The following is a 22,525-nucleotide window of genomic DNA, read 5'->3' as shown; positions in this document are numbered from 1 at the left end:
GCTAACGCGCGACCCACTTCACCTCGTAGGGCCGCAGATCCAGCCGTCTGCCGTCGACCTCGGCCGCCCCCGCCCGGTCGCGGGTGTTGACGACCAGCAGTGTCCGCGCGGTGGCGAGGACCCGTACGCCGGCCGGGGCGGCCACGCGCTCGTACGCCGTCCCGGGCGGGAACGCGGCGTCGAAGCGCGCGACCAGGTCGTACATGGGGAGCTCCACGCCCCCGTCCTCGGTGTCCGTCGGCGACCACAGGCAGCCGGGGCAGTCGGGGCCGGTCTTCTCCAACGGGTTCCAGTAGAAGCCGGAGGACGCGCCGCCCCCGACCATGGCGATCATGGCGGCGGCCTGGACGGCACGGCGGTGGGGCTCGGACCAGCCGTGCCGGTCGTCGTTCCCGTCGGCGGGCTCGACATAGTACTCGGCCCACCACAGCGGCAGCTCGCCGCCGGTCTGGCGGCGCACCCACCGTCCCACGGCCGTGAACTTCTCCGTGGCGGCGAACTCGTCCGGCAGCAGTTCGTCGTCCTTGGTGTAGCTGGAGCCGTCCACGACGACGAAGTCGGCGCCCGCCTTGTGCGCGTTCCAATAGGTGAAGGCGTCGAGGACCCGCTGGTCCAGGGCGCCCCACGGGCCCCTGACGGTGGTGGAGGCGATCTCCGTCCGCCGTGGGTCGACGCTGTCCATCACCAGGTAGGGCCCGCCCACCATGATGTCCTCGTCGACGTCCTTCAGTGCCTTGTGGACCAGGTTGTACAGCTCGGTGTAGCCCTCCTGGTCCCAGCGCTGCTCGGCGTCGTTCCAGAAGCCCTTGAACTCGTTCCAGACGATGAAGTGGCGTACGTCCGGATAACGCCTGGCGACGGTCGCGGCCAGGGCGGCGAAGTCGGCGTAGTGCTCGGGCCGCGGGGCCGTCTCCAGGGCCTTCCGGCTCCAGTCGGTGCGACCGGCGCCGGCCTCCCCGCCCTTCATCCAGTCCGGGGCACAGCACAGCGTGATGACCGGGGTGCCGCCGGAGGCGCGGGCCAGGTCGACACGGCGGTCGAGGGCCGCGAAGTCGTAACGCCCCTTCAGCGGCTCGGGGTTGTCGGCGCCCCAGCCCATGATGTGCTGGTTCTGCGGCAGCCCCGACCGTCGCAGGCGGTCGCCGACCCTGCGCACGGCCGCGGCGGCGCCCTCGTCGGCGCTGTACTGGGTGTGGGTGAAGCCCCAGCCGACGTCGGGGCGCGGCTGCCCGGGCGGGACGACGGGTGTGCCGTGCACCTTGTCGCCGTCGGGTGAGGTGCCGGCCGTGCTCGCGCCGTCGCCGGGGAACGTCCCGAGCAGGGTCACCACCAGCGCCACGACGGCCGCCGACACGCCGAGCAGCGCGGTGAGCCGCCACCACCGAGCCCCCGTGTGCCACTCATGACGTCCCATCGGGGCAACAGTAGCCGCGGGGGCCGGGGTTGGGGCAGATGTCGCACATGTACGACCCCGGCAGGCGGAGGTACCGGGGCACAGCGGAACGCGGCGCGCGCGGCCGACACTCCGCGCGCACCACGGAAAGCGGGTGCACCGGGCGCCCTTGTGCCCGATCATGGCGGCATGTCTGCCAACCCACACGACGCTCTGCCGATCCGGCTCCACGTCGACGACAGCGACTCGCCGTCCGACGTCGTCGACGCGCTGTTCCTCGGGCGCTTCGCGACGGGCGAGCAGCCGTACTCGCACGCGGCCAACATCGATCGTGTCCGCTCCGGGGCGACGCTGCTGCCGTCGGGCGCGCGGGTGCTGCGCGTGGCCCGCGACGAGGACCGCAGCGCCACGCTCGCGGAGGGCGACGGCTGGACGCTGCTGGTCTCCCGCTGGAACCGGGGCGCGGACGTCACGGTGACCGCGACCAGCGCCGACCTGGCCAAGAAGGTTCTCGACCAGGCGACGGACGGGGCGGCGGACGAGCCCGAGCCGCAGCCGGAGAACGTCACGATGGGCTTCTGGTACGTCTCCCCCCGGCGCGGTCCGCACCGTACGACGCGGCAGATCTCCGCGGGCACCTGGGACGAGGTGCGCCCCAACTACACCGAGCCGGTCGCGCAGGCCATGGACCAGCTGATGAAGACCACGCCCGAGGACATCGCGGGCCGGCTGCTGCTGCTGCACGGCCCGCCGGGCACGGGCAAGACGTCGGCGCTGCGCACGCTGGCGCGTTCGTGGCGGGACTGGTGCCAGGTGGACTGCGTCCTGGACCCGGAACGGCTGTTCAGCGACGTCGGCTACCTCATGGACATCGCGATCGGCGAGGAGGACGCGGCCGGCAAGGCCCGCTGGCGGCTGCTGCTGCTGGAGGACTGCGACGAACTGATCCGCGGCGAGGCCAAGCACACGGCGGGACAGGCACTGTCGCGGCTGCTGAACCTGACGGACGGGCTGCTGGGCCAGGGCCGCAACGTCCTGGTGGGCGTCACCACCAACGAGGACCTCGAACGCCTCCACCCGGCCGTCGTGCGCCCCGGCCGCTGCCTGGCCCGCATCGAGGTGGGGCCGCTGACCCGGCGTGAGGCGGTCACCTGGCTCGGCACCGAGGAGGGAGTCGGCCGGGAGGGGGCGACGCTGGCCGAGCTGTACGCGCTGCGCCGGGGCACCTCCCCGACGGCGCTGCCGGAGCCGCGGGGCGGGTCGGAGGCGGGCCTGTACCTCTAGGGCCTGTCGGGCCGCCCGGTCCGGACCGGTGCTTTGATGGTCGTATGACCCTGTTCGTCGGCACGTCGGGCTGGCAGTACAAGGACTGGCGAGGGCTGCTGTATCCGGGCGGGTGCCCGATGCGGCTGTGGCTGGAGGAGTACGCCGCCGGCTTCGCCACGGTCGAGATCAACAACGCGTTCTACCGGCTGCCGACCCGGGAGAACTTCGAGGCGTGGCGGGACCGGGTGCCGTCGGACTTCGTGGTCGCGGTCAAGGCCAGCCGCTATCTGACACACATCAAGCGCCTGAAGGACCCCGAGGAGCCCGTGCGGCGCCTGATGACCCACGCGTCCGGGCTCGCCGGGCGGCTCGGCCCGGTGCTCGTGCAGCTCCCGCCTACGCTGCGCGCGGATCCCGGGCTGCTGGACGCCTGCCTGGCCTGCTTCCCCTCCGGCACCCGGATCGCGGTCGAACCACGGCACGACTCCTGGTGGACGCCGGAGGTGGAGGAGGTCCTGCGCTCGCGCGGGGCGGCCCTGTGCTGGGCCGACGTCCGCTCCCGTCCCGTGACGCCGCTGTGGCGGACCGCCGACTGGGGCTACGTCCGCTTCCACCAGGGCCGCGCCCGGCCCTGGCCCCACTACGGCCGGCAGTCCCTGCGGACCTGGCTCCACCGCGTCACGTCCGCGTTCCCCGACGACCGCGACGTGTACGTGTACTTCAACAACGACCCGGGCGGCGCGGCGGTGGAGGACGCCGTGACCTTCGCCGAGCTGGCGAGGCGCGCGGGACGCACGCCGACCCGCACACCCGGCATACCGGCGACCCGACGGTGAGCCGCCCGAGCCCTCCGGGGGAAGGCGGTCGGGTGTCCGGAGCACGGATGGCCGGTCAGGGTGTCGCCTCCCGCTCGCCGTACGCGGCCCGCAGCGCGTCCCGTACGGCGTCCAGCGCGTCCGCCTCGCCGAGCCCCAGCCTGCGCGCCCGCTCGGCGTAGGCCTGCGCGGCCCCCGCCGCCTCCCGCTGTGCCGCCCCTCCCGCGGCGGCGACGAACGTCCCGTTGCGCCCGCGGGTCTCGATCACGCCGTCCGTCTCCAGCGCCCGGTACGCCTTCGCCACGGTGTTCGCGGCCAGCCCCAGCGTCTCGGCCAGCCCGCGCACCGTGGGCAGCCGGTACCCCACCGGGAGCTCCCCGGACCGGGCCTGCGCCGAGATCTGCGCCCGCACCTGCTCGTACGGGGCCGCCGCGGCGCCCTCGTCAATGTGGATCTTCAAGGTCACGGCCCGATTCTCCCGTACCCGCGGGAAAATGAGAGGCATCCGTCGCGTTCCCCCGCGTAGCGTGCGCCCCCATGACAGTGATCGTGCGCGACCTCCGCCCCGAGGAGCCGGCCGACCTCGAGGGCTTCGCCCGGGTCCGCCGGCTGGCCCTGCCGTTCATCCTGGTCACGCCGGAGTCCGTCGTCCACCACCTCACCCGGACCCATCCCGACGCCCACTTCCGTTCCCTCGTCGCTGAGCTGGACGGGGAGGTCATCGGCACCGCGCAGGTCCACATGGCGTACGACAGCCCGGAGCCGGGCCAGGGCTCGCTCAACGTCTACGTGCACCCCGAGCGGACCCGAAGCGGCGCCGGCTCGTTGCTGGTCCGGACGGCCGAGGAGCATCTGGCCGCCCACGGGGCGACCAGGCTTTTCTCCTGGGTCCTGGACGCGCCCGCCCACCGCGCCTTCGCCGAACGCCACGGCTACCACGCGAGCCGCTCCGCGCACTTCCTCCGCCTGGACCTGGCCCACGGCACCCTGCCGCCGCTCCAGGACCCGCCGCCGGGCGTCGCCCTGCACACGGCGGCCGACTACGCCGACGACCCGCGTCCGTTGTTCGCGCTGGACGCGGAGACGACGTCCGACGAACCCAGCGACATCGACACCGAGTTCACCGACTACGAGGCGTGGCTCCGGGGGACCTGGGAGCACCCGCTCCTCGACCGCTCCCTGACCTCGGTCGTGGTCGTGGACGGCCGCCCCGCCGCCTTCAGCGTCGCCTACACGGACGGCACCCGCTACAGCTCCGCGATGACCGGAACCGCCCGCGCCTTCCGCGGCCGGGGACTGGCCAAGCTCGCCAAGAACGCCTCCCTGCACCGGGCCCGCGCGGCCGGGTGCACGGAGGCGTTCACGGGCAACGACACCGGCAACGGCCCGATGCTCGCGATCAACAAATGGTTCGGATACGACATCTGCGCGACGGAGGTGCGCCATGCCCGTCAACTCGGCCGGACCGAAGGCTGAGCCGAGCTCTGCCGTCGAGGTCGTCCTGCGCAAGGCCGGCCGGACGAAGATCCGCTACCCGGCCGAGCTGCTCCGGGACGACGGCACCCGGATCGTGGTCCGCGCCCCCTTCGCGGGCGCCGCCGTGCGCGACTTCGGCTTCGTGCGCTTCGAGCCCGGTGACGTCTTCACCGAGTACTACTGGCGGGACCGCTGGTACGCGGTGATGGAGGTCCGCGACCCGGCCGGCGTGCTCAAGGGCTGGTACTGCGACATCGCCCGCCCGGCGACGTTCTCCGGCACCGAGCTGGTCGTCGAGGACCTCGACCTGGACCTGTGGCGCTCGGCCGACGGCACGGACGTGCGCCGGCTGGACGAGGACGAGTTCGCCGACAGCGGCCTGTCCGAGTCGGACCCTGCGGCGGTCGCCGCGGCCGTGGCGGCGCTGGACGCGCTGGAGGCGCTGGCGCGCGGCGACGGCTTCGAGGCCCTGCTCGGCGACTGAAGGTCACGTCAGGGCGAGCACCGCGTACCGCTCGTCGTCCACGGCCCTCCCCCACAGCGCCGTGTCCTGCGACAGCCGCTCCACCCGCACCGCCCCCGCCACCGACGCGAGCAGCTCCCGCAGCCGGTCCCGTCAGTGCGACAGCTCGCCCCGCCCTGATCCGGCAGCGTCCACAGCACATGGCGTACGAGCACGACGTCGAACCGCCGCCCGTCCACCGGCGCCGCCGCGTCACCGACGGGGAACACGGCGTCACGGCCGGCGAGCTTCGCGCGGGCCAGGTCCACCATGGCCGGGGAGAGGTCGACGCCGGTGACGCGGTGTCCCTGCCCGGCCACGAGGAGCGACATGCTGCCGGTGCCGCAGCCGAGGTCGAGGACCTCGCTGGGGCGCCGGGCAACCAGGAGCGCAGCCGCCGCGCCCAGCCGCTGTCTGCTCCGTCATGCCCCTCAGGGTGACAGGCGCCACTGACAGCCGAATGGTGACGGCGACCACAGACATATCGCCCGCGATGAGGAACTCTCCCCGAAAGGGTCTACCTCCGTGAGAACACGGAACACGGTAGGCACTGAAGGAGGCAGCCATGCGCCGCATCACAGTGCACAAGCCCCCGCGGAAGACGGACTCCCGAAGACTCCGCGAGGAGACCGACGAGCCCACTTACGAACGCCGGCCCGAGGTGCGCAAGGACATCGCGCGCACCTGGTGGCCGGCCGACTGATCCGGACCTGGCACTCCTACCTCAGCGCAGTCTGAGCGGTCCCTTAAAGGGACCATAAGGATCTCCTCCCAACGCCCTCAGCAGGCGATTTCGCGCTCACCACGGGCTAGCTTCGAAGCGCCCCCCACGGGATCCCCCTACGTCCATCCGATCCCGGGATCCGCCCACGTGACCGCTACGAGGAGTTCCCCCATGCCCGCACGCCGCAAGGCCGCCACCGTCGCCGCCGTCGGCCTCGCCCCGCTCGCCCTGACCGCGCTGTCCACCGCGCCCGCGTCCGCGCACGGCTCGATGGGCGACCCGGTCAGCCGGGTCTCCCAGTGCTACGCGGAGGGCCCGGAGAGCCCGAGGTCCGACGCGTGCAAGGCGGCGGTCGCGGCGGGCGGCACCCAGGCGCTGTACGACTGGAACGGCATCCGCATCGGCAACGCGGCCGGACAGCACGAGGCGCTCATCCCGGACGGCAAGCTGTGCAGCGCGAACAACGAGGCGTTCAAGGGCCTCGACCTGGCCCGCGCCGACTGGCCGGCGACGTCCGTCCGCAGCGGTTCGTACACGTTCAAGTACCGCGTGACCGCCCCGCACAAGGGCACCTTCAAGGTCTATGTCACCAAGCCCGGCTTCGACTCCGCGAAGGCGCTCGCCTGGGACGACCTGGATCTGGCGAAGCCGGTGGCGACGGCCACCGACCCGGCCGCGTCCGGCGGTTTCTACACCTTCTCCGGCACCCTCCCGGAGCGCTCCGGCAAGCACGTCCTGTACGCGGTCTGGCAGCGCTCGGACAGCCCGGAGGCCTTCTACTCCTGCTCGGACGTCACCTTCGGCGGCGGCAGCGCGGGCGACATCGGGACCGACGCCGGCACCGGCACCGGTGCCGACGCCGGTGACGACGGCGCGGGCGGCGACGGCGGGGAGGGCGGCGCCGCCGTACCCGCGCCCGCCGCCTCCGCCCCCAGCGACGAGCAGATCGAGGCCGGTGCCGAGCACTCCACCGTCGAGAACCACGGCCACGGCGACGACGACCCCCGCACGTCCGCCGAGCCGGCCGCACAGGACGCCACCCCGGACGCCCCCACGGCCAACCAGCCGAAGGCCGCGGCCGCCGGAGCCACCGAGAACCTCGCCGAGACGGGCGGTGACAGCGGCACCACGTACATCGCCGTCGGCGGCGCGGCCGCGCTCGCGCTGGGCTCGGCGGCCCTGTTCGCCTCGGTCCGCCGGCGAGCGGTGAGCGGCGGCCGGCACAGCCGCTGACGAGGTACTCCGGGGCCCGACCGGCGGCTCAGGCCGGTCAGGCCCCGGCGTCGTGGTGCGGGCGTCAGCTGAACACCGACGCGCAGGTGGTCGGCCTGGCCCGCGCCGGATCGAGGGCGTTGGCCACCTCGTGGAAGGCGATCCGGTCGAACAGCCCGATCGCCAGGTGCTCGGAGAGGTCGACCGGGCACAGGTCCTGGAGCAGGACGTTGCGCACGTCCGGCCCGTTCAGGAACTGACTGCGGTACGGCGTGACCACCTGGTCGTATCTGGTGGCGATGACCGTGTAGCGCACGCCGGGCACGGTGTCGCCGCCCGCGTTGAGCCGGGTGAGGAAGGCGGAGCCGGCGATCTGGTCGGCGAGCGCCGGGGTGGCGGTGGACAGCAGGTCCTCGGCGCCGGGGAAGTACGGCAGCAGCTGGGTGAGGCCGGACAGGGTGGTGCCGTGGTTGTCGGGGGCGATGCCGACGAGGGCGTTCACCTCGGCCGCTCCGCCGAGGAACTTGAGGTAGTGGCGGGGCATCATGCCGCCCTGGGAGTGGCCGACGAGGTCGACCTTCGCGGCGCCGGTCGCGGCGCGCACCTTGTCGACGAACACGTCGAGCTGTCCGGCCGACCTGTCGATGGGGCCGAGGCCGTGGAAGAAGGGGACGCCGGGCAACTGGCCGTAGTCGAGGGAGAAGACGCAGTAGCCGCGCGCGGTCAGGTACGGGGCGAGTCCGAGCCAGTTGTCGACCGAGTTGCCGAACGTGCCGTGGACCAGGACGACGGGGCGGGGGTGGGCGGTGGAGGGCTTGCAGGAGTAGTCGTTCCAGCCACTGCTGGTGGCGGCCTGGCCGGTGGTGGCGGCTTGCGCGGTGGCGGCGGGAAGGGTGGCGGCGACGGCGGTCAGCAGCAGTGCGACCACGGGTCTGAGCACGCGTTTCCAGGGCAGCATCGAGTGATCTCCTTGCGGCTCAAGGGAGTTGCGATGGCCTTACGCCCTGTGACCCGGATCACGAGGATGCTGTTCACTCGTCAAGTTACGGGCGAGTAGTACAAGGGGGAAGTTACGCGTCAGTAAAAACTTCCAGTGATAACCGCTCGCCGGCAGGGGGTCATGCCGCCAACGACCCCGGGATCACCGCCCGTGGCCCGAACTTCGCCCGCGCGCGGTCCGCCGCCTCCTCGATCCTGCGGACCTTCTCGTCCACGGGGTCGAAGGTCAGCTGGTGGGAGGAGAGTTCGACGGACGTGAGCCCCTCCGCGCGCAGGGCGATCGCACGGACCCGGGCCCGCTGGAGGCCGAGCGCCTCGTACATCCCGTACGCCGCGCGTGCCAGCGCGGGCGAGTGCGCGGTGGGTTCCTGGAGGGTACGGGTGCGGGTGGTCGAGGACCGGTCCGCGTAGCGGACGGTGAGGGTCAGGGCGCGGCACACCTTCTCCACGGCGCGCAGCCGGGTGCCGAGTTCCTCGGTCGCCGACAGCAGCGCACGGCGGTGCCGCCCGGGATCCAGTTCGTCGCGCGGGAAGAGGCGCTCGGCGGCCAGCGACCGCGACACGGCGTTCGGGACCACCCGCCCGCGATCGAGGCCGTTCGCCTTCTCGTGCAGTTCCCGGCCCGCCTTCGCGCCGATCAGCCGCTGGAGCGTGGGCAGCGGCGCGCCGGCCACCCGGCCGTGGGTGTCGAGGCCGTACTCGCACAGCGTGCGGGCGGTCGCGGTGCCGACCCCGGGCAGCACGGCGACGGGCTTGTCGGCGAGGAACTCCGTCACGGCGTCCGGCTCCTCGGGCGCCACGCAGGTCACCCCGGGACGGGCGTACCGCAGCGCCACGCGGGCGAGCATCGGCCCCGGCCCGGCGCCGATCGCGCAGTCGACCCCGTGGTGGGCGAGCGCCCGCACCCGGATCACCGCCGCGAGCTCCACGGCGCCGCGTCCGAAGTACCGCTCGGCGCCCCGCAGGTCGGCGAGCGCCCCGTCCGGCGGCAACGCCTCGACGACCGGCGTGAACTCCTCCAGCAGCCCCAGCAGCCGGGGCAGGGCCGCCTCGTACTCCGGCGGCAGCTGGAAACGTACGCAGAGGATGGTCATCCCGCACTCCCCGGGCTCTGGTGCCACAACTTCCTTCCCACCGCGGGCCCTTCGCCCGCGGGGCGCAGATCGGCCCAGGGGTGCATCTCGTACCCCGTGGACATCCGGATCTTCCGGTCCCCCGCGTTCCCCCGGCCCTCCGTCTCCCCCTCCCCCGCCGTCCCGGCCGCCCGCCGGCCCTCGCCGTCCCGGCCTGCGCCTGCGCCTTCGTCACCGTCGCCGTCGCCGGACGCGGGGCCGGTGCCGCGCGTGTCCGCGAGCCGGGCCGCGACGCCCTCCAGCCCTTCCTCCCGGCGCACCTCCTGGAGTTCGGCGAGGTTCCAGGCGGCGGCCCCCACCACGCTGACGCTGCGCGGGCCGCGCCGCTGCACCACTCCGCGCACCAGCAGCAGCCAGGAGTGGAAGACGGTGTACGCGCAGGCGTCGTGCGAGTCGTCGAAGAAGGCGAGGTCGACCAGGCCCGTACCGTCGTCCAGCGTGGTGAAGACGACCCGCTTGCCGGACCGGATCGGCGGCGTCTGGGTGGCCGCCTTGGCACCGGCGACCAGCACCGTCTCGCCGTGCCGGGCGTCGCGCAGCCGCCGCGCCGACACCACGCCGAGCTCGTCGAGGAACTCCCGGTGGTCGTCCATCAGGTTGCGCGAGGCGTCCATGGACAGCACCCCCAGTTCGGCGCTGAGCCGCTCCGCCGCGGACAGGTCGGGCAGCCCGGCCGGCGCGGTCCGCCGTCCGCCGGACAGCGGGAGCTGGGCCCCGCCCCGGCTCCGGGCGGACCGGTGCAGCTCGGTCAGATGCAGTTGCAGGTCGCGGCGGTTGGCGCCGAACGAGTCCAACGCCCCGACCTGGGCCAGCCGCTGCGCCAACGGCCTGCTGGGCCGCGCCCGCTCCCAGAAGTCCACCAGTGAGGCGTACGGCTGCCCGTCCGCGACCCGCGCCGCCTCGGCCTCGCTGATGCCGTGCACGTCGGAGAGGGCCAACCGGAGTCCCCACACCTTTGATTCAGACACCAGTTCGATCCGGTGGGCGACGCCGGACCTGTTCACGTCCAACGGCAGGATCGGCACCCCCCGTCGCCGCGCGTCCGCCAGCAGCAGCCGCTTCGGATACATCCCGGGGTCGTGCGTGAGCAGCCCCGCGTAGAAGGCGGCGGGGTGATGCGCCTTCAGCCAGGCCGACTGGTACGTCGGCACGGCGAAGGCGACCGCGTGCGCCTTGCAGAAGCCGTACGAGCCGAACGCCTCGACGATCTCCCAGGTCCGCCCGATCGTCTCCGGGTCGTATCCGCGCGCCGTCGCGTGCTGGGCGAACCACACCTTGATCCGCCCCTGCGACTCCGGGTCCGACAGCCCGCGCCGCACCCGGTCCGCCTCGTCGCGCCCGCAGCCGGTCATGATGTCGACGATGTGGATGATCTGCTCGTGGAAGACGACGACCCCGTACGTCTCCTTCAGCGGCCCCTCCAGATCGGGGTGCGGATAGCGGACCGGCGCCCGCCCGTGCCGCGCCTCGATGAACGGCCGCACCATGTCGGCGGCGACCGGCCCGGGCCGGAAGAGCGAGATGTCGACGACCAGATCGTGGAAGGTGGCCGGCTGCAGCCGGCCGACCAGGTCCCGCTGTCCCGGCGACTCGATCTGGAAGCAGCCCAGCGTCTCGGCGGTGCGGATCAGTCCGTACGTCGCCGGATCGCCGTCGCGGACCGCGTCGAGGTCGATCCGCTCCCCCGTCGCCCGCCGTACCTCGGCGACCGCGTGGGCCATCGCCGACTGCATCCGCACCCCGAGCACGTCCAGCTTGAGCAGCCCGAGGTCCTCGACGTCGTCCTTGTCGAACTGGGACATGGGCAGCCCCTCGCCGCTGGTCGGCATGACCGGCGTACGGGAGAGCAGGGAGGCGTCGGACAGGAGCACCCCGCACGGGTGCATCGCGACCCCGCGCGGGAGGGCGTCGAGGGCCTCGACCAGTTCCCACAGCCTCCCGTGACGCTCCTTCTCACCGGCCAGCCGCTTGAGCTCGGGCAGCTCGTCGAGGGCGGCACGGGCGTCCCGCGCGCGGATGTGCGGGAAGGACTTGGCGATGCGGTCGATGTCGGCGGGGTCCATGGACAGGGCCGCGCCCACGTCCCGGACGGCGTGGCGGACGCGGTACGTCTCCGGCATCGCGACCGTCGCGACCCGCTCGGCGCCGAACCGTTCGATGATCGCCCGGTAGACCTCGATCCGGCGGGCGGACTCCACGTCGATGTCGATGTCGGGCAGCACCAGGCGGCGCTCGGACAGGAAGCGCTCCATCAGCAGCCCGTGCTCGACCGGGTCGGCGTGGGCGATGCCGAGCAGATGGTTGACGAGGGAGCCCGCGCCGGAACCGCGCGCGGCGACCCGGATGCCCATGTCCTTCACGTCGTCGACGACCTGGGCGACGGTCAGGAAGTAGGAGGCGAAGCCGTGGTGGGCGATGATGTCCAGCTCGTCGTGCATCCGCTCCCAGTAGTGGCGCCGGCCGGCGTAGCCGTGCCGCACCATCCCCGCCGCCGCCCGGGAGGCGAGCACGCGCTGGGCGCTGCGGCGGCCCGCGCCGACCAGGTGCGGCTCGGGGAAGTGGACGGTGCCGACGCCGAGGTCGTCCTCGGGGTCGACCAGGCACTCGGCGGCGGTGGCCCGCGTCTGCTCCAGCAACCGGTGCGCGGTGTCCCGCCGGAAACCGGCGGCCTCCACGACCCGCTCCGCCACCCCGAGCATGGCACCGGCGTCCTTCAGCCAGGCCTCGCCGGAGTCCAGCTCCTTGGCGGGGTCGATCGGCACCAGGCGGCGGGCGGCGTCCAGGACGTCGGCGACCGGGCCCATACCGGGATCGGCGTACCGGACGGCGTTGCTGAGCACGGGCCGGACGCGCTGCTCGGCGGCGAAGCCGACGGTACGGGCGGCCAGGCGCAGGGAGCCCGGTCCGGTGCCCTTGCGGCCGTGCCAGACGGCCTCCAGACGCAGGGCGTCGCCGTAGATCTCCCGCCAGGGCACGAGAAGCCTCGCGGCGCGGTCCGGACGGCCCGCGGCGAGCGCGCGGCCGACGTCGGAGGCGGGGCCCAGCAGGACGGTGAGGCCGTCGGCGTGGTTGGCGGCCCAGGGCAGCAGGGGCGCGCCCTCGCCCTGATGCGCCGCAGTGACGATTCTGCACAGGTCGGCCCAGCCGCGGGCGCCGTCCCGGGCGAGGAAGGTGACCCGCGGTGTCGACTCGTCGATGAAGGCACCACCCCGCACGGGGGCGCGACGCCGCCGGTCCTGCCGCACGCGCGCGGGCTCGGGCTCCGCCACCGCCAGCTCCACCCCGAACAGTGGACGGACGCCCGCCTTCGCGCAGGCCTTGGCGAAGCGGACGGAGCCGGCGAGCGTGTCGCGGTCGGTGAGCGCGAGGGCGTCCATGCCCCGCTCGGAGGCGCGCTCCGCCAGCCGCTCCGGGTGCGAGGCGCCGTACCGCAGGGAGAACCCGGAGACGGCGTGCAGATGCGTGAAACCCGGCACACGCACCTCCCGCACTCGCGAACCCGACCCGGCTCTCGAACATCAGTTCCCAACTCTCCCACCCCCACCATAGACCAATTTCCCGAACATCTGTGCGACATCCGTTCGAGCGGGTTTCACCTGCGGAAACGCGCTTCCGCCGGACAGCGGGGACATGACGGGGAAGGGCGTTGTCAGACCCGTCTGCCAGCCTGGACGCATGATCCGCACCCTGGCCGTCGAGAACTACCGCTCCCTGCGCCGCCTGATCGTGCCCCTGGACAGGCTGAACGTGATCACGGGTGCGAACGGCACGGGCAAGTCCAGCCTGTACCGGTCGCTGCGCCTGCTCGCCGAGTCCGCGCGCGGCGGCGCGATCGCGGCGCTGGCCCAGGAGGGCGGCCTGCCCTCGGTGCTGTGGGCCGGCCCGGAGAGGATCAGCCGCGCGGTCCGCGAGGGCCACCACCCGGTGCAGGGCACGGTCCGCTCGGGCCCGGTCAGCCTGCGGCTGGGCTTCGCGGGCGACGAGTTCGGCTACGCGGTGGACTTCGGGCACCCGAGCCCCGCGGGCGGCCCCTCCCTGTTCGACCTCGACCCCGAGATCAAGCGTGAGTGCATCTGGAGCGGGCCGGTGCTGCGCCCCGCCGCCGTGCTCTCGGACCGAACGAACGCGGCCGTCAGGCTGCGCGGCGCGAGCGGCACGTGGTCCCGGGCGCACGGCGCCCTCCGGCCGTACGACAGCATGCTCGGCGAGCTGGCCGACCCCCAGCACGCGCCGGACGTGCTGGCGGTGCGGGAGTTCATCCGGTCCTGGCGGTTCTACGACCATGTCCGCACCGACGCCCACGCACCCGCCCGCGCCGCCCGCATCGGCACCCGCACGCCGGTGCTCAGCGGCGACGGCTCGGACCTGGCGGCCGCGCTCCAGACGATCCGGGAGACCGGCGACGCCGACGCGCTGGACGCGGCGGTGGACGCGGCCTTCCCGGGCAGCAGCGTCACGATCGCGGGCCACGGCGGGCGTTTCGAGGTCGCCCTGCGCCAGCAGGGGCTGCTGCGCCCCCTGACCGCCGCCGAACTCTCCGACGGCACTCTGCGCTATCTGCTCTGGGCGGCCGCCCTGCTCACCCCGCGTCCCCCGGCCCTGCTCGTCCTCAACGAGCCGGAGACCAGCCTCCACCCCGACCTGGTCCCCCACCTCGCCGACCTGATCCTCACCGCCGCCCGGGACACCCAGATCGTCGTGGTCACCCACGCCCGCCCGCTCGCCGAGGCGCTCGCCGAGGGCGCGGCGCGCCACCGTCTCGACGTCAACTCCGTCGAACTGGTCAAGGAGTTCGGGCAGACGGAGGTGGCGGGCCGGGAGGGCCCGCTGGACGAGCCGCAGTGGCACTGGCCCGAACGATGAGACGGGCGGGACAACACGCCGTCAAGGGGCGCGGGGAACCGCGCGACAAGCCCCCGACGGCCCGCAGAGCCCCGAACAGAGCACCCCCCAGGACGAACGCCCCCCGCGCATGCGGAAGTCCCGCCCCTCGCGCGCGGGACGGGACTTCACACAGGCACGGGCATCAGCACATCCCGTGCGACGGGATCAGCCGATCTGCGTACCGGTCGCCGACAGCGCCTCGGTCACCGGCTGGAAGAACGTCTCGCCGCCGGAGGTGCAGTCACCGCTGCCGCCGGAGGTGAGGCCGACCGCCTTGTCGCCCGAGAAGAGCGAGCCGCCGCTGTCACCGGGCTCGGCGCAGACGTCGGTCTGGATGAGGCCGTTGACGATGTCGCCGTTGCCGTAGTTCACGGTGGCGTCCAGGCCGGTGACCGCGCCGGAGTGCACCTGCGTGGTCGAACCGCTGCGGGTGACCTGCATACCGACGGTCGCCTCGGCCGCGCCGGAGATCTGCTGCGTCGAACCGTTGTAGAGGTTGACCTCGCTCGGGTGGTCGACCTCGGCGGTGTACTTCACCAGACCGTAGTCGTTGTCCGGGAAGCTGGAGTCCGCGTTCTCACCGAGGACGGTGCCGGCCGAGTCGGACCACGTGGTGATGGACTCGGTGCAGTGTCCGGCGGTCAGGAAGTGCGGCTCGCCGCCCTTGACCACGTTGAAGCCGAGCGAGCACCGCCCGCTGCCGTCGGTGATCGCGTCACCACCGGCGATGAAGGGCTTGTACTCCCCCTTCGACCGCTGGAGTTCGGCCGTGCCGCCGAGCCCCTCGACGACCTGGCTCAGCTTCTTCCACTCCGCCGCGGAGACGGTGCGGTCGGCGGTGACCACGACCTTGTTGGTGGTCGGGTCGGTCACCCAGGCGGTGCCGGGGATGGTCGCGTCCTGCCGGAGCGTGGTCCGCGCGCTCTTCAGCTCGGCGAGGGAGTTCTCGACGATTCTCGCCTGGGCGCCGGCCTCCTCGACCAGCTGGGCGGCGGCCTCGTCGAGCACGTTCACGACGAGGCTCTTGGCCTCGGCGTCGTAGTACGTGCCCGCGGCGTCGGTGCCGAGGTCCTGGCCGAGCGTCGAGGCGAGCTTTCCGGCCGCGAGGACCGACAGCGTCTTGACCTCCGGGGTGGCCGGGGTCTCGCTGGCGTTCGCACTCTGGAAGGTCACTCCCGCGGCAACCAGTGCGGCGATGCCCGCACCTACCACGGCGGCCCGCCGCTTGGGTATGCGTCGGTGCTTCAACTCACGTCCTCCTGTGGGGGGTTGATCCGGCGAGGCTGTGGGGGCCGCGCCGGATCAGAAGGTCTGTGGACTGGGCGACCACTATTCCTAGCCCCACAGGGAGCACACAAGGTCGACTTCAGGACGCGCGTACGGCAACTGCCGTGCGCTCCCGACCCCTTGCCTCACCTTGACTGTTCACGGTCAGCACAGGATTTTTCGCAGTGCAAACACTACGTGCGAGTAACCTGTATGCGGTCCGTGAGGTCTAGTCCTGTCTTGAAATCGCCCCTCAGGCCGGATCCGGTCGGAGCCCGGACAGACGTGAGCCCCCGTACGCGCTCGCGTACGGGGGCTCACTCACGGCCGGCCGGACCGGTGCCCTCACGGGGCGGTGGGAATCGCGCGACGGACCACGGACGGCTCACCGCCGCCCGCGACCGTCATCGGCGGGGCGTTCAGTACACGCTCACGCCGTACGCGCTCAGCGCCTCGGTGACGGGCTGGAAGAACGTCGTACCGCCGGAGGAGCAGTTGCCGCTGCCGCCGGAGGTCAGACCGTACGCGGTGCCGTTGCTGCCGTAGAGCGCGCCGCCGGAGTCGCCGGGCTCGGCGCAGACCGTGGTCTGGATGAGGCCCGAGACGATGTCGCCGCCGCCGTAGTTCACGGTCGCGTTGAGCGCGGTGACCCGGCCGCTGTGCGTACCCGTGGTGGAACCGTCACGGATGACGGTGGTGCCCACGCTCGGGGTGGCGGCACGGGTGATGTCGACGCCGTTGGCGGTGCCGGGCCGGGCCACGGAACCGGAGTAGCGCACGATGCCGTAGTCGTTGCCGGGGAAGCTGGAGCCGGCGGTCGAGCCGATGACCGTGGTGCGGCCGGAGTTGGAGTACCAGGTGCCCGCGCCGTCGGTGCAGTGACCGGCGGTCAGGAAGTACTCGGTGCCGTTGCTGGCACGGACGTTGAAGCCGAGGGAGCAGCGCCAGCTACTCGCATAGATGGCGTCGCCGCCCTGGATGAGCTTGCTGAACGTGCCCGGGGTGCGCTTGATGGTCAGCGCGTCCGCGTCGCCGCCGGCCTGCCGCTTGATCTCGGCTATCTCGGCCTGCGACACCGTGCTGTCGACGGTGACGACGACCCGGTTGGTCTTGCTGTCGACGGCCCAGGCGGTGCCCGGGACGTCGGCCTCCAGCACGGAGCCGCTGACGCCCTTGAGCTCGGCGGCGCTGAAGGTGGTGGGAGTGTCCGACGCGTTCGCGCTGGGGACCGTGAACGCGGCGGCGGCCACGAGGCCGGCGGAAACGGCGATCAGCCGGGTCCGTCTCGCGACCGAACTGCGGGGGGTGGTGCGCTTGATCCTCACTTTTCGTTCCTCCACAGGGGAAGTAGGGGGCCCGCGTGGGGTCGGGGCCCGGTGAGGCGCAGCCAGCGGCATCGGTGTCCGGATTCCGAACCCGTCGTGCCCCTGACAAGCGCTGAGGGGGAGTATTCGGCCGGTCGACCGACGGGCGCAAGGGCACCTTTCGGCCGTCAACATTTGAACGATGGATCAGAGCGGTCCGCCTGCCCCGTCGAAGCGCTTTCCGCCGCCGGCGCCCGGGCCCGTGGTCCCGCCTGCGCCCGTCGGCGTTCTCCGCGTGCGCGGCGCGAGTGCCGCCGGCCGGGGGCGGCTCCCCCGCACCGAACAGCGCGGATCGTACGGCGCGGCCCCGGTGCGGGAGGAACCGGCTCCGGGTGCCGGACGCCGGTGCGAAGTCACCTGCGCCCCGGCCCCCTTCAGCGCCCCGGACGACAGGCCCGCCCGCGGCGAACGCCCCCGGGACGCCTGTCGCAAGCGCCCCGGGGGATGTCCGGAAGTCGCTCCTCCGGATGGTCGTCGGTCCGGTGGGATCCGTGGGCGTGCGCGGCGGGATCAGCAGTTGCAGTCGCAGCAGCAGCCGTCGCAGCAGTTCCCGCAGCAGTCACAGCCTTCGCAGCAGTCGGAACAGTCGTCGCACCGTTGACAGAGGCCTTCCTTGGGCTCCCGGGTCCACGGATCCTCGTACTCCCCGCAGCACATCTGGCACGTGCACGCGAGGCCCGCCCAGACCAGGCAGCCCGCGAGCAGTCCCCGCCGGTCCCGGCGCGGCGGCCCGGGCGGCGGCGGCCCGCCGGGTCCGCCGGGCGGCAGGTAGGGACCGGCCAGTTCCGGCCGGTGCCCGCAGGAGGCGGTGCCGAAGGCGCGGTCGACCGAGGCGGGCAGCTCGTGCACGAGCAGCCGGTGCGCCAGCCGCCCGTCGGTGAACTCCACCTCGCGCAGCGCGAGCCGGATCCCGTGCACGGCGTCACCGGCCAGGCGACGGGCCTCGGTCAGCGAGGTGCCCGTAGCGGCGAGCGGGTTCCAGGCACCCGACGCCGCGTCAGTTTCCCGGTCCTCCACGGCGTCCAGCAGATGCGCGAGCCTCCCGAACAGCCGCCCGGCCTCGGCGAGCGGCTCGGTGTTGCCCGGCCGTCCGGCCAGCACGGCGGTGTGGGCGAAGGCGGCGGCCGTCGCGGTCTCCGTCGGTTCGGTCACCCTCAGGATCGGCGTCCCGCGCCCGGCCAGCGCCTCGACGCCCGCCTGCCGGTCCACGGCGTCGACCAGCACTGCCGTGTCGAAGCCGACGCCGGCCCCGCCCCGGGCCCCGGCACGCCCCCACCGGTCCGCCACCCGGCGCGCGGCGACGGACACCGGCGCCCGGCCCAGCAGTCCGTCCCCGTCGGCCACGTGGTCACGCATCTTGGCCGAGGCCAGCACCAGCGAGACGGCGGCCGCCAGCCGTGCCCCGTCGCCCTGGGCGACGGAGGCGCTCCGCATCCCGCGCAACGGGCACGGTCCTGCCGTACGCCGCAGTCCGCCGCCGTCCGGCGCGAACGCCTGAGCCTCCGTCAGAACGGAGACCAGCAGCCCGTCGTAATTGGTCACCACGCGCGCGAACTGCCCGTGGTCGCTGCGCAGCGCGAGACACAGCCCGCACAAATGCGCCATCCACTCCGTCTTGAGCCGCTCTCCCAGCCGGTGCCGGCAGGGTCTGACGATTCCGAACATCCTGATCCCCCGTGATACGCGCGATGTTGAGCGGCGGCATCGTATCGGCGTCCGGCACTTCTTCGTATCGGCCGATTTTCACATCGGTTCGACCACTCCGGTTCACCCGTACGCCCCGCCGCTCACCCGTACGCCCGTAAGAATCATATTTCACTCACAGTCAGCAGCTGTGTATGGCAACACCCTTGGGGTATCCGGGCTCTCGACGTATCCGCCGTGCACCAGTACCGTCACAAACCCCCCGCGCGGCGTCTATCCACTTGGCGCGCCGTCCGCATCATGGATGACCATAGGGATGCGGAAAGCAAGAAGGATTGCTGTGAGAGGAGGCGTCCATGGGATCGGTGCGCAAGGCGAGTGCGTGGCTCGGCCTCGTCGACGACAACGATGACGAGCGTTACTACGACGACGAGTACTCCGAGGGGACCGAGTCCGGCGACGCCTGGGTCACGGACCCGCGGGTCAAGGTGGCCGCGGACACGGCCGAGCAGAAGGACCGTCGGATCGCCACGGTGACCCCGGACAGCTTCCGGGACGCCCGCACCGTCGGCGAGCTGTTCCGGGACGGCGTCCCGGTCATCATGAACCTCACGTCCATGGAAGCCGCCGACGCCAAGCGCGTCGTGGACTTCGCGGCCGGCCTGATCTTCGGGCTGCGCGGATCGATCGACCGGGTGTCCAACCGGGTCTTCCTGCTGACCCCCTCCGACACGGAGATCGTCAGCGGCGACCCGTCCGCCCACCGGACGGACGGGTTCTTCAACCAGAGCTGAGGCAGGGCCGCTCACCGGAGCCGCCCCCACCGGGGCTAGCGGAAGGCATCGAGACCGGTGAGCGCCTTGCCCAGCACGAGCTGGTGCATCTCGACGGTGCCCTCGTAGGTGAGTACCGACTCCAGATTGGTCGCGTGCCGCATCACCGGGTACTCCAGGGAGATCCCGTTGGCACCGAGGATCGTCCGGGCCGTGCGGCAGATGTCGATGGCCTCCCGCACGTTGTTGAGCTTGCCGAAGCTGACCTGCTCGGGACGCAGCCGCCCGGCGTCCATCCGCCGCCCCAGATGATGGGCGAGCAGAATCCCCTTGTGCAGTTCGACCGCCATGTCGGCGAGCTTGGCCTGGGTCAGCTGGAACCCCCCGATGGGCCGCCCGAACTGCTCCCGGGTCCTCGCGTAGTCGACGGCGGCCTCGAAACTGGCCCGCGCCGCCCCCATCGCCCCCCACACGATGCCGTAGCGCGCGTGCGACAGACAGCTGAGCGGCCCCCGCAGCCCGGAGACCTCCGGCAGTACGGCGTCCGCGGGCAACCGCACGTCGTCGAGGACCAGCTCGCTCGTGACGCTCGCCCGCAACGACCACTTGTGCCTGATCTCGGGCGCCGAGAACCCCGGGACGTCCGTGGGCACGGCGAACCCGCGGATCCCCTCCTCGGTCTGCGCCCACACCACGGCCACGCCGGCGACGGACCCGTTGGTGATCCACATCTTGCGCCCGTCGAGCACCCAGTCGCCGCCGTCCCGCCGGGCGTACGTGCGCATGGAGGCCGGGTCGGACCCGTGGTCGGGCTCGGTCAGCCCGAAGCAGCCGATGACGTCACCGGCGGCCATGGCCGGCAGCCAGCGCTCCTTCTGCTCCTCGGAGCCGAACCGGTGGATGGCGTACATCGCCAGCGAGCCCTGCACGGACACCAACGACCGGATCCCGGAGTCGGCGGCCTCCAGCTCCAGGCAGGCGAGGCCGTACTGCACCGCGCTGGCCCCCGCGCACCCGTACCCGCTGAGCGACATACCGAGGGCGCCGATCCCCCCGAGCTCCTTCGCCAGTTCCCGGATGCCGGGCAGCTCCCCCGCCTCGTACCACTCGGCGACGAACGGCAGCACGCGATCCGCGGCCCAGCTGCGCACGGTGTCCCGGACGGCCAGGTCCTCGGGCTCCAGCAGGTCGTCGAGCCCGAGCGGGTCCGACGGATCGAAGGGGGGCGGTTTCGGGGACACGGGCATCCTCCGGGCAGCTCAAACTAGCAGCGCTAGTCACGGACTGGGGGTGACGTTACGGCGCGGGAAGTCGCGGGGCAACCACCCGCGAGCCGCCGGCGATCACCTCGACGGGCCACCCGGTGTCAACGCACCCGCACGGGGGGCGCATGGGCGGCGGCCCCGAGATCGGCACGGGGCGAAGGCACCTCGACGGCGACGTCGGCCTCGCACTGCATCACCCGCGGCAACCGCAGCGCCATCACCGCCCCCAGCAGCAGCAACCCCGCGCTCACCAGCAAGGTCGCATGCAGTCCGTGCACGAAGCTGTCCCTGGCCGCCCGTCGCAGGGCCACCCCGGCCGAACCGCCGAGCTCCCCGGCCACGTCGTACGCCTCGCCCAGGGAGTGCCCCGCCGCGGCCGACGCCGCCGCCGGGACACCCGGCACGGAGGACAGCCCGGGCGCGTACGCGACGTTCATCACCGTGCCGAGCAGCGCGATTCCGATCCCGGCCCCGAGCTGGTACGACGTCTCCCCTATGGCCGCCGCGCCACCCGCCTGCTCCGCCGGGGCCTCGCTCAGCATGGACTCGTACGCCCCGAACAGCGTGGTCTCCAGCCCGAACCCCAGCAGCACGAACCCGGCCAGCATCAACGGGGCGTCGTCCTGCCGCCCCATCGCCGTGAGGAGCATGACCGCCAGCGCGGTCAGGCAGAACCCGGCACAGACCATCCGGCGCGGTCCGAACCGCCGCAGCATCCGCGCCCCGACCAGTCCCGCCGCCATCGCCGCGACGGTCAGCGGCAGCAGCCTCAGTCCGGTCTCCAGGGGCGAGAGCCCGAGCACGAGCTGCAGATACTGCGCCGCGATCAGCTCCAGCCCGACCAGGGCGAGCATCGCCAGCACGATGCACCCGACCGACGTGCTGAACGCCGGCCGCGCGAACATCCGCAGGTCCACCAGCGGATGCTTGCGGTGCCGCTGCCGCCGTACGAACAGCACGAGCAGGGCCGCGCCCACGAGCAGGGGCACCACGGTGAGCACGCTGCCGGCCGGCTCCCCGCCGCCCAGCCGCTTGACCCCGAACACCACGCCGAACAGTCCGGCCGCCGCCGTCAGCGCGCCGACCACGTCCCAGGGACCGTCCCCGCTGCCCGTCGACTCGGGCAGCAGAAGCCGCCCGACCGGGAGACTGACCAGCATCAGCGGGATGTTGACGAGGAAGACGGAGCCCCACCAGAAGTGCTCCAGGAGGAAGCCGCCGAGCAGCGGCCCCACGGCCGCGCCGACCGCGGCCACCGCGCTCCAGATGCCGATGGCGAGCGCCCGCTCGCGCCGGCCGGGGAAGACCTGCCGCAGGATCGACAGCGTCGCCGGCATGATCATCGCGCCGCCGACGCCGAGCAGCGCCCGGGCCAGGATCAGCACCTGCGGGTCCTGGGCGACGGAGGCCAGTGCGGAGGCGACACCGAACAGGGCGTATCCGAGCAGCAGGATCCGTCTGCGGCCCACCCGGTCACCGAGGGTGCCGAAGAGGATCAGCAGCGAGGCGCAGACGAGGGGGTAGGTGTCGACGATCCAGAGCAGCTCTATCGCGCTGGGCCGGAGGTCCTCGGTGACGGCGGGCACCGCCACGTGCAGCACGGTCGCGTCGACCGCGACCAGCAGCAGGCTGGTGCAGAGGACCACGAGGACGACCCAGCGGTTGGCACCGGCCCCGGCCGCCCGACGGCGCAGCCCGGCGACGGCCGTGGTCGTCCCGGACATGTACGTACCTCCCAGATGTTCCCTCGGGTTCGGCGGGCTCACGGGGGCGGGGACCTCCCGTGACTCGGCCGGAGAGGAGCGGTGG

At 72.8% G+C, this 22,525-nt stretch carries 18 protein-coding genes and 1 pseudogene; 8 read left to right on the top strand and 11 right to left on the bottom strand.

The features are described from left to right. Position 1: 1 nt before the first annotated feature. On the bottom strand, positions 2-1,414 hold the full coding sequence (locus ACZ7LV_RS14620) for a GH39 family glycosyl hydrolase (RefSeq protein WP_471939331.1): 1,413 nt from the start codon (positions 1,412-1,414) through the stop codon (positions 2-4). A gap of 168 nt (positions 1,415-1,582) precedes the next feature. Here ACZ7LV_RS14620 and ACZ7LV_RS14615 point away from each other — a divergent pair, with 168 nt between their 5' ends. Beyond that, positions 1,583-2,677, top strand: coding sequence for a DUF5925 domain-containing protein (locus ACZ7LV_RS14615; RefSeq protein WP_471939329.1), 1,095 nt, complete (start codon positions 1,583-1,585; stop codon positions 2,675-2,677). A 44-nt stretch (positions 2,678-2,721) separates the two neighbouring features. Further along, positions 2,722-3,495, top strand: a complete 774-nt coding sequence (locus ACZ7LV_RS14610) for a DUF72 domain-containing protein (RefSeq protein ID WP_471939327.1) — start codon at positions 2,722-2,724, stop codon at positions 3,493-3,495. Positions 3,496-3,550: 55 nt separating this feature from the next. Here the strand turns inward: ACZ7LV_RS14610 and ACZ7LV_RS14605 are convergent, their stop codons facing one another. Continuing rightward, positions 3,551-3,940, bottom strand: a complete 390-nt coding sequence (locus ACZ7LV_RS14605) for a GntR family transcriptional regulator (RefSeq protein ID WP_471939326.1) — start codon at positions 3,938-3,940, stop codon at positions 3,551-3,553. A gap of 71 nt (positions 3,941-4,011) precedes the next feature. Here ACZ7LV_RS14605 and ACZ7LV_RS14600 point away from each other — a divergent pair, with 71 nt between their 5' ends. Together ACZ7LV_RS14600 and ACZ7LV_RS14595 are read left to right on the top strand one after the other, a co-directional pair. After that, positions 4,012-4,950, top strand: a complete 939-nt coding sequence (locus ACZ7LV_RS14600; protein ID WP_471939324.1) for a GNAT family N-acetyltransferase — start codon at positions 4,012-4,014, stop codon at positions 4,948-4,950. Beyond that, complete coding sequence (locus ACZ7LV_RS14595) at positions 4,919-5,434, top strand: ribonuclease FAU-1 family protein (RefSeq protein WP_471939322.1); 516 nt, start codon at positions 4,919-4,921, stop codon at positions 5,432-5,434. Before ACZ7LV_RS14600 ends, ACZ7LV_RS14595 begins: the two co-directional genes overlap by 32 nt. Positions 5,435-5,437: 3 nt before the next feature. Here the strand turns inward: ACZ7LV_RS14595 and ACZ7LV_RS14590 are convergent. Continuing rightward, positions 5,438-5,858 (bottom strand): annotated as a pseudogene (locus tag ACZ7LV_RS14590) (class I SAM-dependent methyltransferase); the annotation flags it as partial. A 159-nt stretch (positions 5,859-6,017) separates the two neighbouring features. On the opposite strand from ACZ7LV_RS14590, the gene ACZ7LV_RS14585 reads away from it, so the two are divergent. Both ACZ7LV_RS14585 and ACZ7LV_RS14580 read left to right on the top strand, forming a co-directional pair. Next, positions 6,018-6,155 (top strand): hypothetical protein, encoded by a 138-nt coding sequence (locus tag ACZ7LV_RS14585; protein WP_471939320.1) that lies wholly within the window; start codon positions 6,018-6,020, stop codon positions 6,153-6,155. 192 nt (positions 6,156-6,347) lie between these two features. After that, positions 6,348-7,409: a lytic polysaccharide monooxygenase auxiliary activity family 9 protein gene (locus tag ACZ7LV_RS14580; protein ID WP_471939318.1), complete on the top strand. Its 1,062-nt coding sequence runs from the start codon at positions 6,348-6,350 to the stop codon at positions 7,407-7,409. Positions 7,410-7,473: 64 nt separating this feature from the next. On the opposite strand, the gene ACZ7LV_RS14575 is transcribed toward ACZ7LV_RS14580, so the two are convergent. From ACZ7LV_RS14575 to ACZ7LV_RS14565, 3 genes are all read right to left on the bottom strand, one after another. Continuing rightward, positions 7,474-8,346 (bottom strand): lipase family alpha/beta hydrolase, encoded by an 873-nt coding sequence (locus ACZ7LV_RS14575; RefSeq protein WP_471939316.1) that lies wholly within the window; start codon positions 8,344-8,346, stop codon positions 7,474-7,476. 160 nt (positions 8,347-8,506) lie between these two features. Next, positions 8,507-9,481 carry a DNA polymerase Y family protein gene (locus tag ACZ7LV_RS14570; RefSeq protein ID WP_471939314.1) on the bottom strand — a complete coding sequence of 325 codons (975 nt, stop codon included), beginning with the start codon at positions 9,479-9,481 and terminating at the stop codon, positions 8,507-8,509. Next, complete coding sequence (locus ACZ7LV_RS14565; RefSeq protein ID WP_471939312.1) at positions 9,478-12,996, bottom strand: DNA polymerase III subunit alpha; 3,519 nt, start codon at positions 12,994-12,996, stop codon at positions 9,478-9,480. The genes ACZ7LV_RS14570 and ACZ7LV_RS14565 overlap by 4 nt, the downstream gene beginning before the upstream one ends. A gap of 199 nt (positions 12,997-13,195) precedes the next feature. Between ACZ7LV_RS14565 and ACZ7LV_RS14560 the strand changes: the two genes are divergently transcribed. Beyond that, the gene (locus ACZ7LV_RS14560; RefSeq protein WP_471939310.1) at positions 13,196-14,383 is read left to right on the top strand and encodes an AAA family ATPase; all 1,188 of its coding nucleotides are present in this window, start codon (positions 13,196-13,198) and stop codon (positions 14,381-14,383) included. 186 nt (positions 14,384-14,569) lie between these two features. On the opposite strand, the gene ACZ7LV_RS14555 is transcribed toward ACZ7LV_RS14560, so the two are convergent. The 3 genes from ACZ7LV_RS14555 to ACZ7LV_RS14545 form a co-directional block, all read right to left on the bottom strand. Beyond that, positions 14,570-15,652, bottom strand: coding sequence for a S1 family peptidase (locus tag ACZ7LV_RS14555; RefSeq protein ID WP_471939308.1), 1,083 nt, complete (start codon positions 15,650-15,652; stop codon positions 14,570-14,572). 437 nt (positions 15,653-16,089) lie between these two features. After that, entirely contained in the window at positions 16,090-16,995 is a 906-nt protein-coding gene (locus tag ACZ7LV_RS14550) for a S1 family peptidase (RefSeq protein WP_401678173.1), read from the bottom strand. 549 nt (positions 16,996-17,544) lie between these two features. Continuing rightward, on the bottom strand, positions 17,545-18,699 hold the full coding sequence (locus ACZ7LV_RS14545; protein ID WP_471939306.1) for a DUF5685 family protein: 1,155 nt from the start codon (positions 18,697-18,699) through the stop codon (positions 17,545-17,547). A 335-nt stretch (positions 18,700-19,034) separates the two neighbouring features. On the opposite strand from ACZ7LV_RS14545, the gene ACZ7LV_RS14540 reads away from it, so the two are divergent. Beyond that, positions 19,035-19,472 (top strand): cell division protein SepF, encoded by a 438-nt coding sequence (locus tag ACZ7LV_RS14540; protein WP_401678178.1) that lies wholly within the window; start codon positions 19,035-19,037, stop codon positions 19,470-19,472. Positions 19,473-19,507: 35 nt separating this feature from the next. Here ACZ7LV_RS14540 and ACZ7LV_RS14535 read toward each other — a convergent pair whose 3' ends face one another. Both ACZ7LV_RS14535 and ACZ7LV_RS14530 read right to left on the bottom strand, forming a co-directional pair. After that, the gene (locus tag ACZ7LV_RS14535) at positions 19,508-20,698 is read right to left on the bottom strand and encodes an acyl-CoA dehydrogenase family protein (protein ID WP_471939304.1); all 1,191 of its coding nucleotides are present in this window, start codon (positions 20,696-20,698) and stop codon (positions 19,508-19,510) included. A 119-nt stretch (positions 20,699-20,817) separates the two neighbouring features. Beyond that, positions 20,818-22,440, bottom strand: a complete 1,623-nt coding sequence (locus tag ACZ7LV_RS14530) for an MFS transporter (protein ID WP_471939302.1) — start codon at positions 22,438-22,440, stop codon at positions 20,818-20,820. Between the last annotated feature and the right edge of the window lie 85 nt (positions 22,441-22,525).

Source organism: Streptomyces sp. NPDC107562 (genome assembly GCF_055657325.1).
This window is presented reverse-complemented; position numbering and strand designations above follow the sequence as displayed.

Bases quoted from the DNA above. Each gene is read 5' to 3' on its own strand.
- ACZ7LV_RS14530 (WP_471939302.1), bottom strand. From the start codon at position 22,440: ATGTCCGGGACGACCACGGCCGTCGCCGGGCTGCGCCGTCGGGCGGCC.
- ACZ7LV_RS14580 (WP_471939318.1), top strand. From the start codon at position 6,348: ATGCCCGCACGCCGCAAGGCCGCCACCGTCGCCGCCGTCGGCCTCGCC.
- ACZ7LV_RS14610 (WP_471939327.1), top strand. From the start codon at position 2,722: ATGACCCTGTTCGTCGGCACGTCGGGCTGGCAGTACAAGGACTGGCGA.
- ACZ7LV_RS14540 (WP_401678178.1), top strand. From the start codon at position 19,035: ATGGGATCGGTGCGCAAGGCGAGTGCGTGGCTCGGCCTCGTCGACGAC.
- ACZ7LV_RS14535 (WP_471939304.1), bottom strand. From the start codon at position 20,698: ATGCCCGTGTCCCCGAAACCGCCCCCCTTCGATCCGTCGGACCCGCTC.
- ACZ7LV_RS14615 (WP_471939329.1), top strand. From the start codon at position 1,583: ATGTCTGCCAACCCACACGACGCTCTGCCGATCCGGCTCCACGTCGAC.
- ACZ7LV_RS14545 (WP_471939306.1), bottom strand. From the start codon at position 18,699: ATGTTCGGAATCGTCAGACCCTGCCGGCACCGGCTGGGAGAGCGGCTC.
- ACZ7LV_RS14595 (WP_471939322.1), top strand. From the start codon at position 4,919: ATGCCCGTCAACTCGGCCGGACCGAAGGCTGAGCCGAGCTCTGCCGTC.
- ACZ7LV_RS14570 (WP_471939314.1), bottom strand. From the start codon at position 9,481: ATGACCATCCTCTGCGTACGTTTCCAGCTGCCGCCGGAGTACGAGGCG.
- ACZ7LV_RS14585 (WP_471939320.1), top strand. From the start codon at position 6,018: ATGCGCCGCATCACAGTGCACAAGCCCCCGCGGAAGACGGACTCCCGA.
- ACZ7LV_RS14560 (WP_471939310.1), top strand. From the start codon at position 13,196: ATGATCCGCACCCTGGCCGTCGAGAACTACCGCTCCCTGCGCCGCCTG.
- ACZ7LV_RS14600 (WP_471939324.1), top strand. From the start codon at position 4,012: ATGACAGTGATCGTGCGCGACCTCCGCCCCGAGGAGCCGGCCGACCTC.
- ACZ7LV_RS14620 (WP_471939331.1), bottom strand. From the start codon at position 1,414: ATGGGACGTCATGAGTGGCACACGGGGGCTCGGTGGTGGCGGCTCACC.
- ACZ7LV_RS14575 (WP_471939316.1), bottom strand. From the start codon at position 8,346: ATGCTGCCCTGGAAACGCGTGCTCAGACCCGTGGTCGCACTGCTGCTG.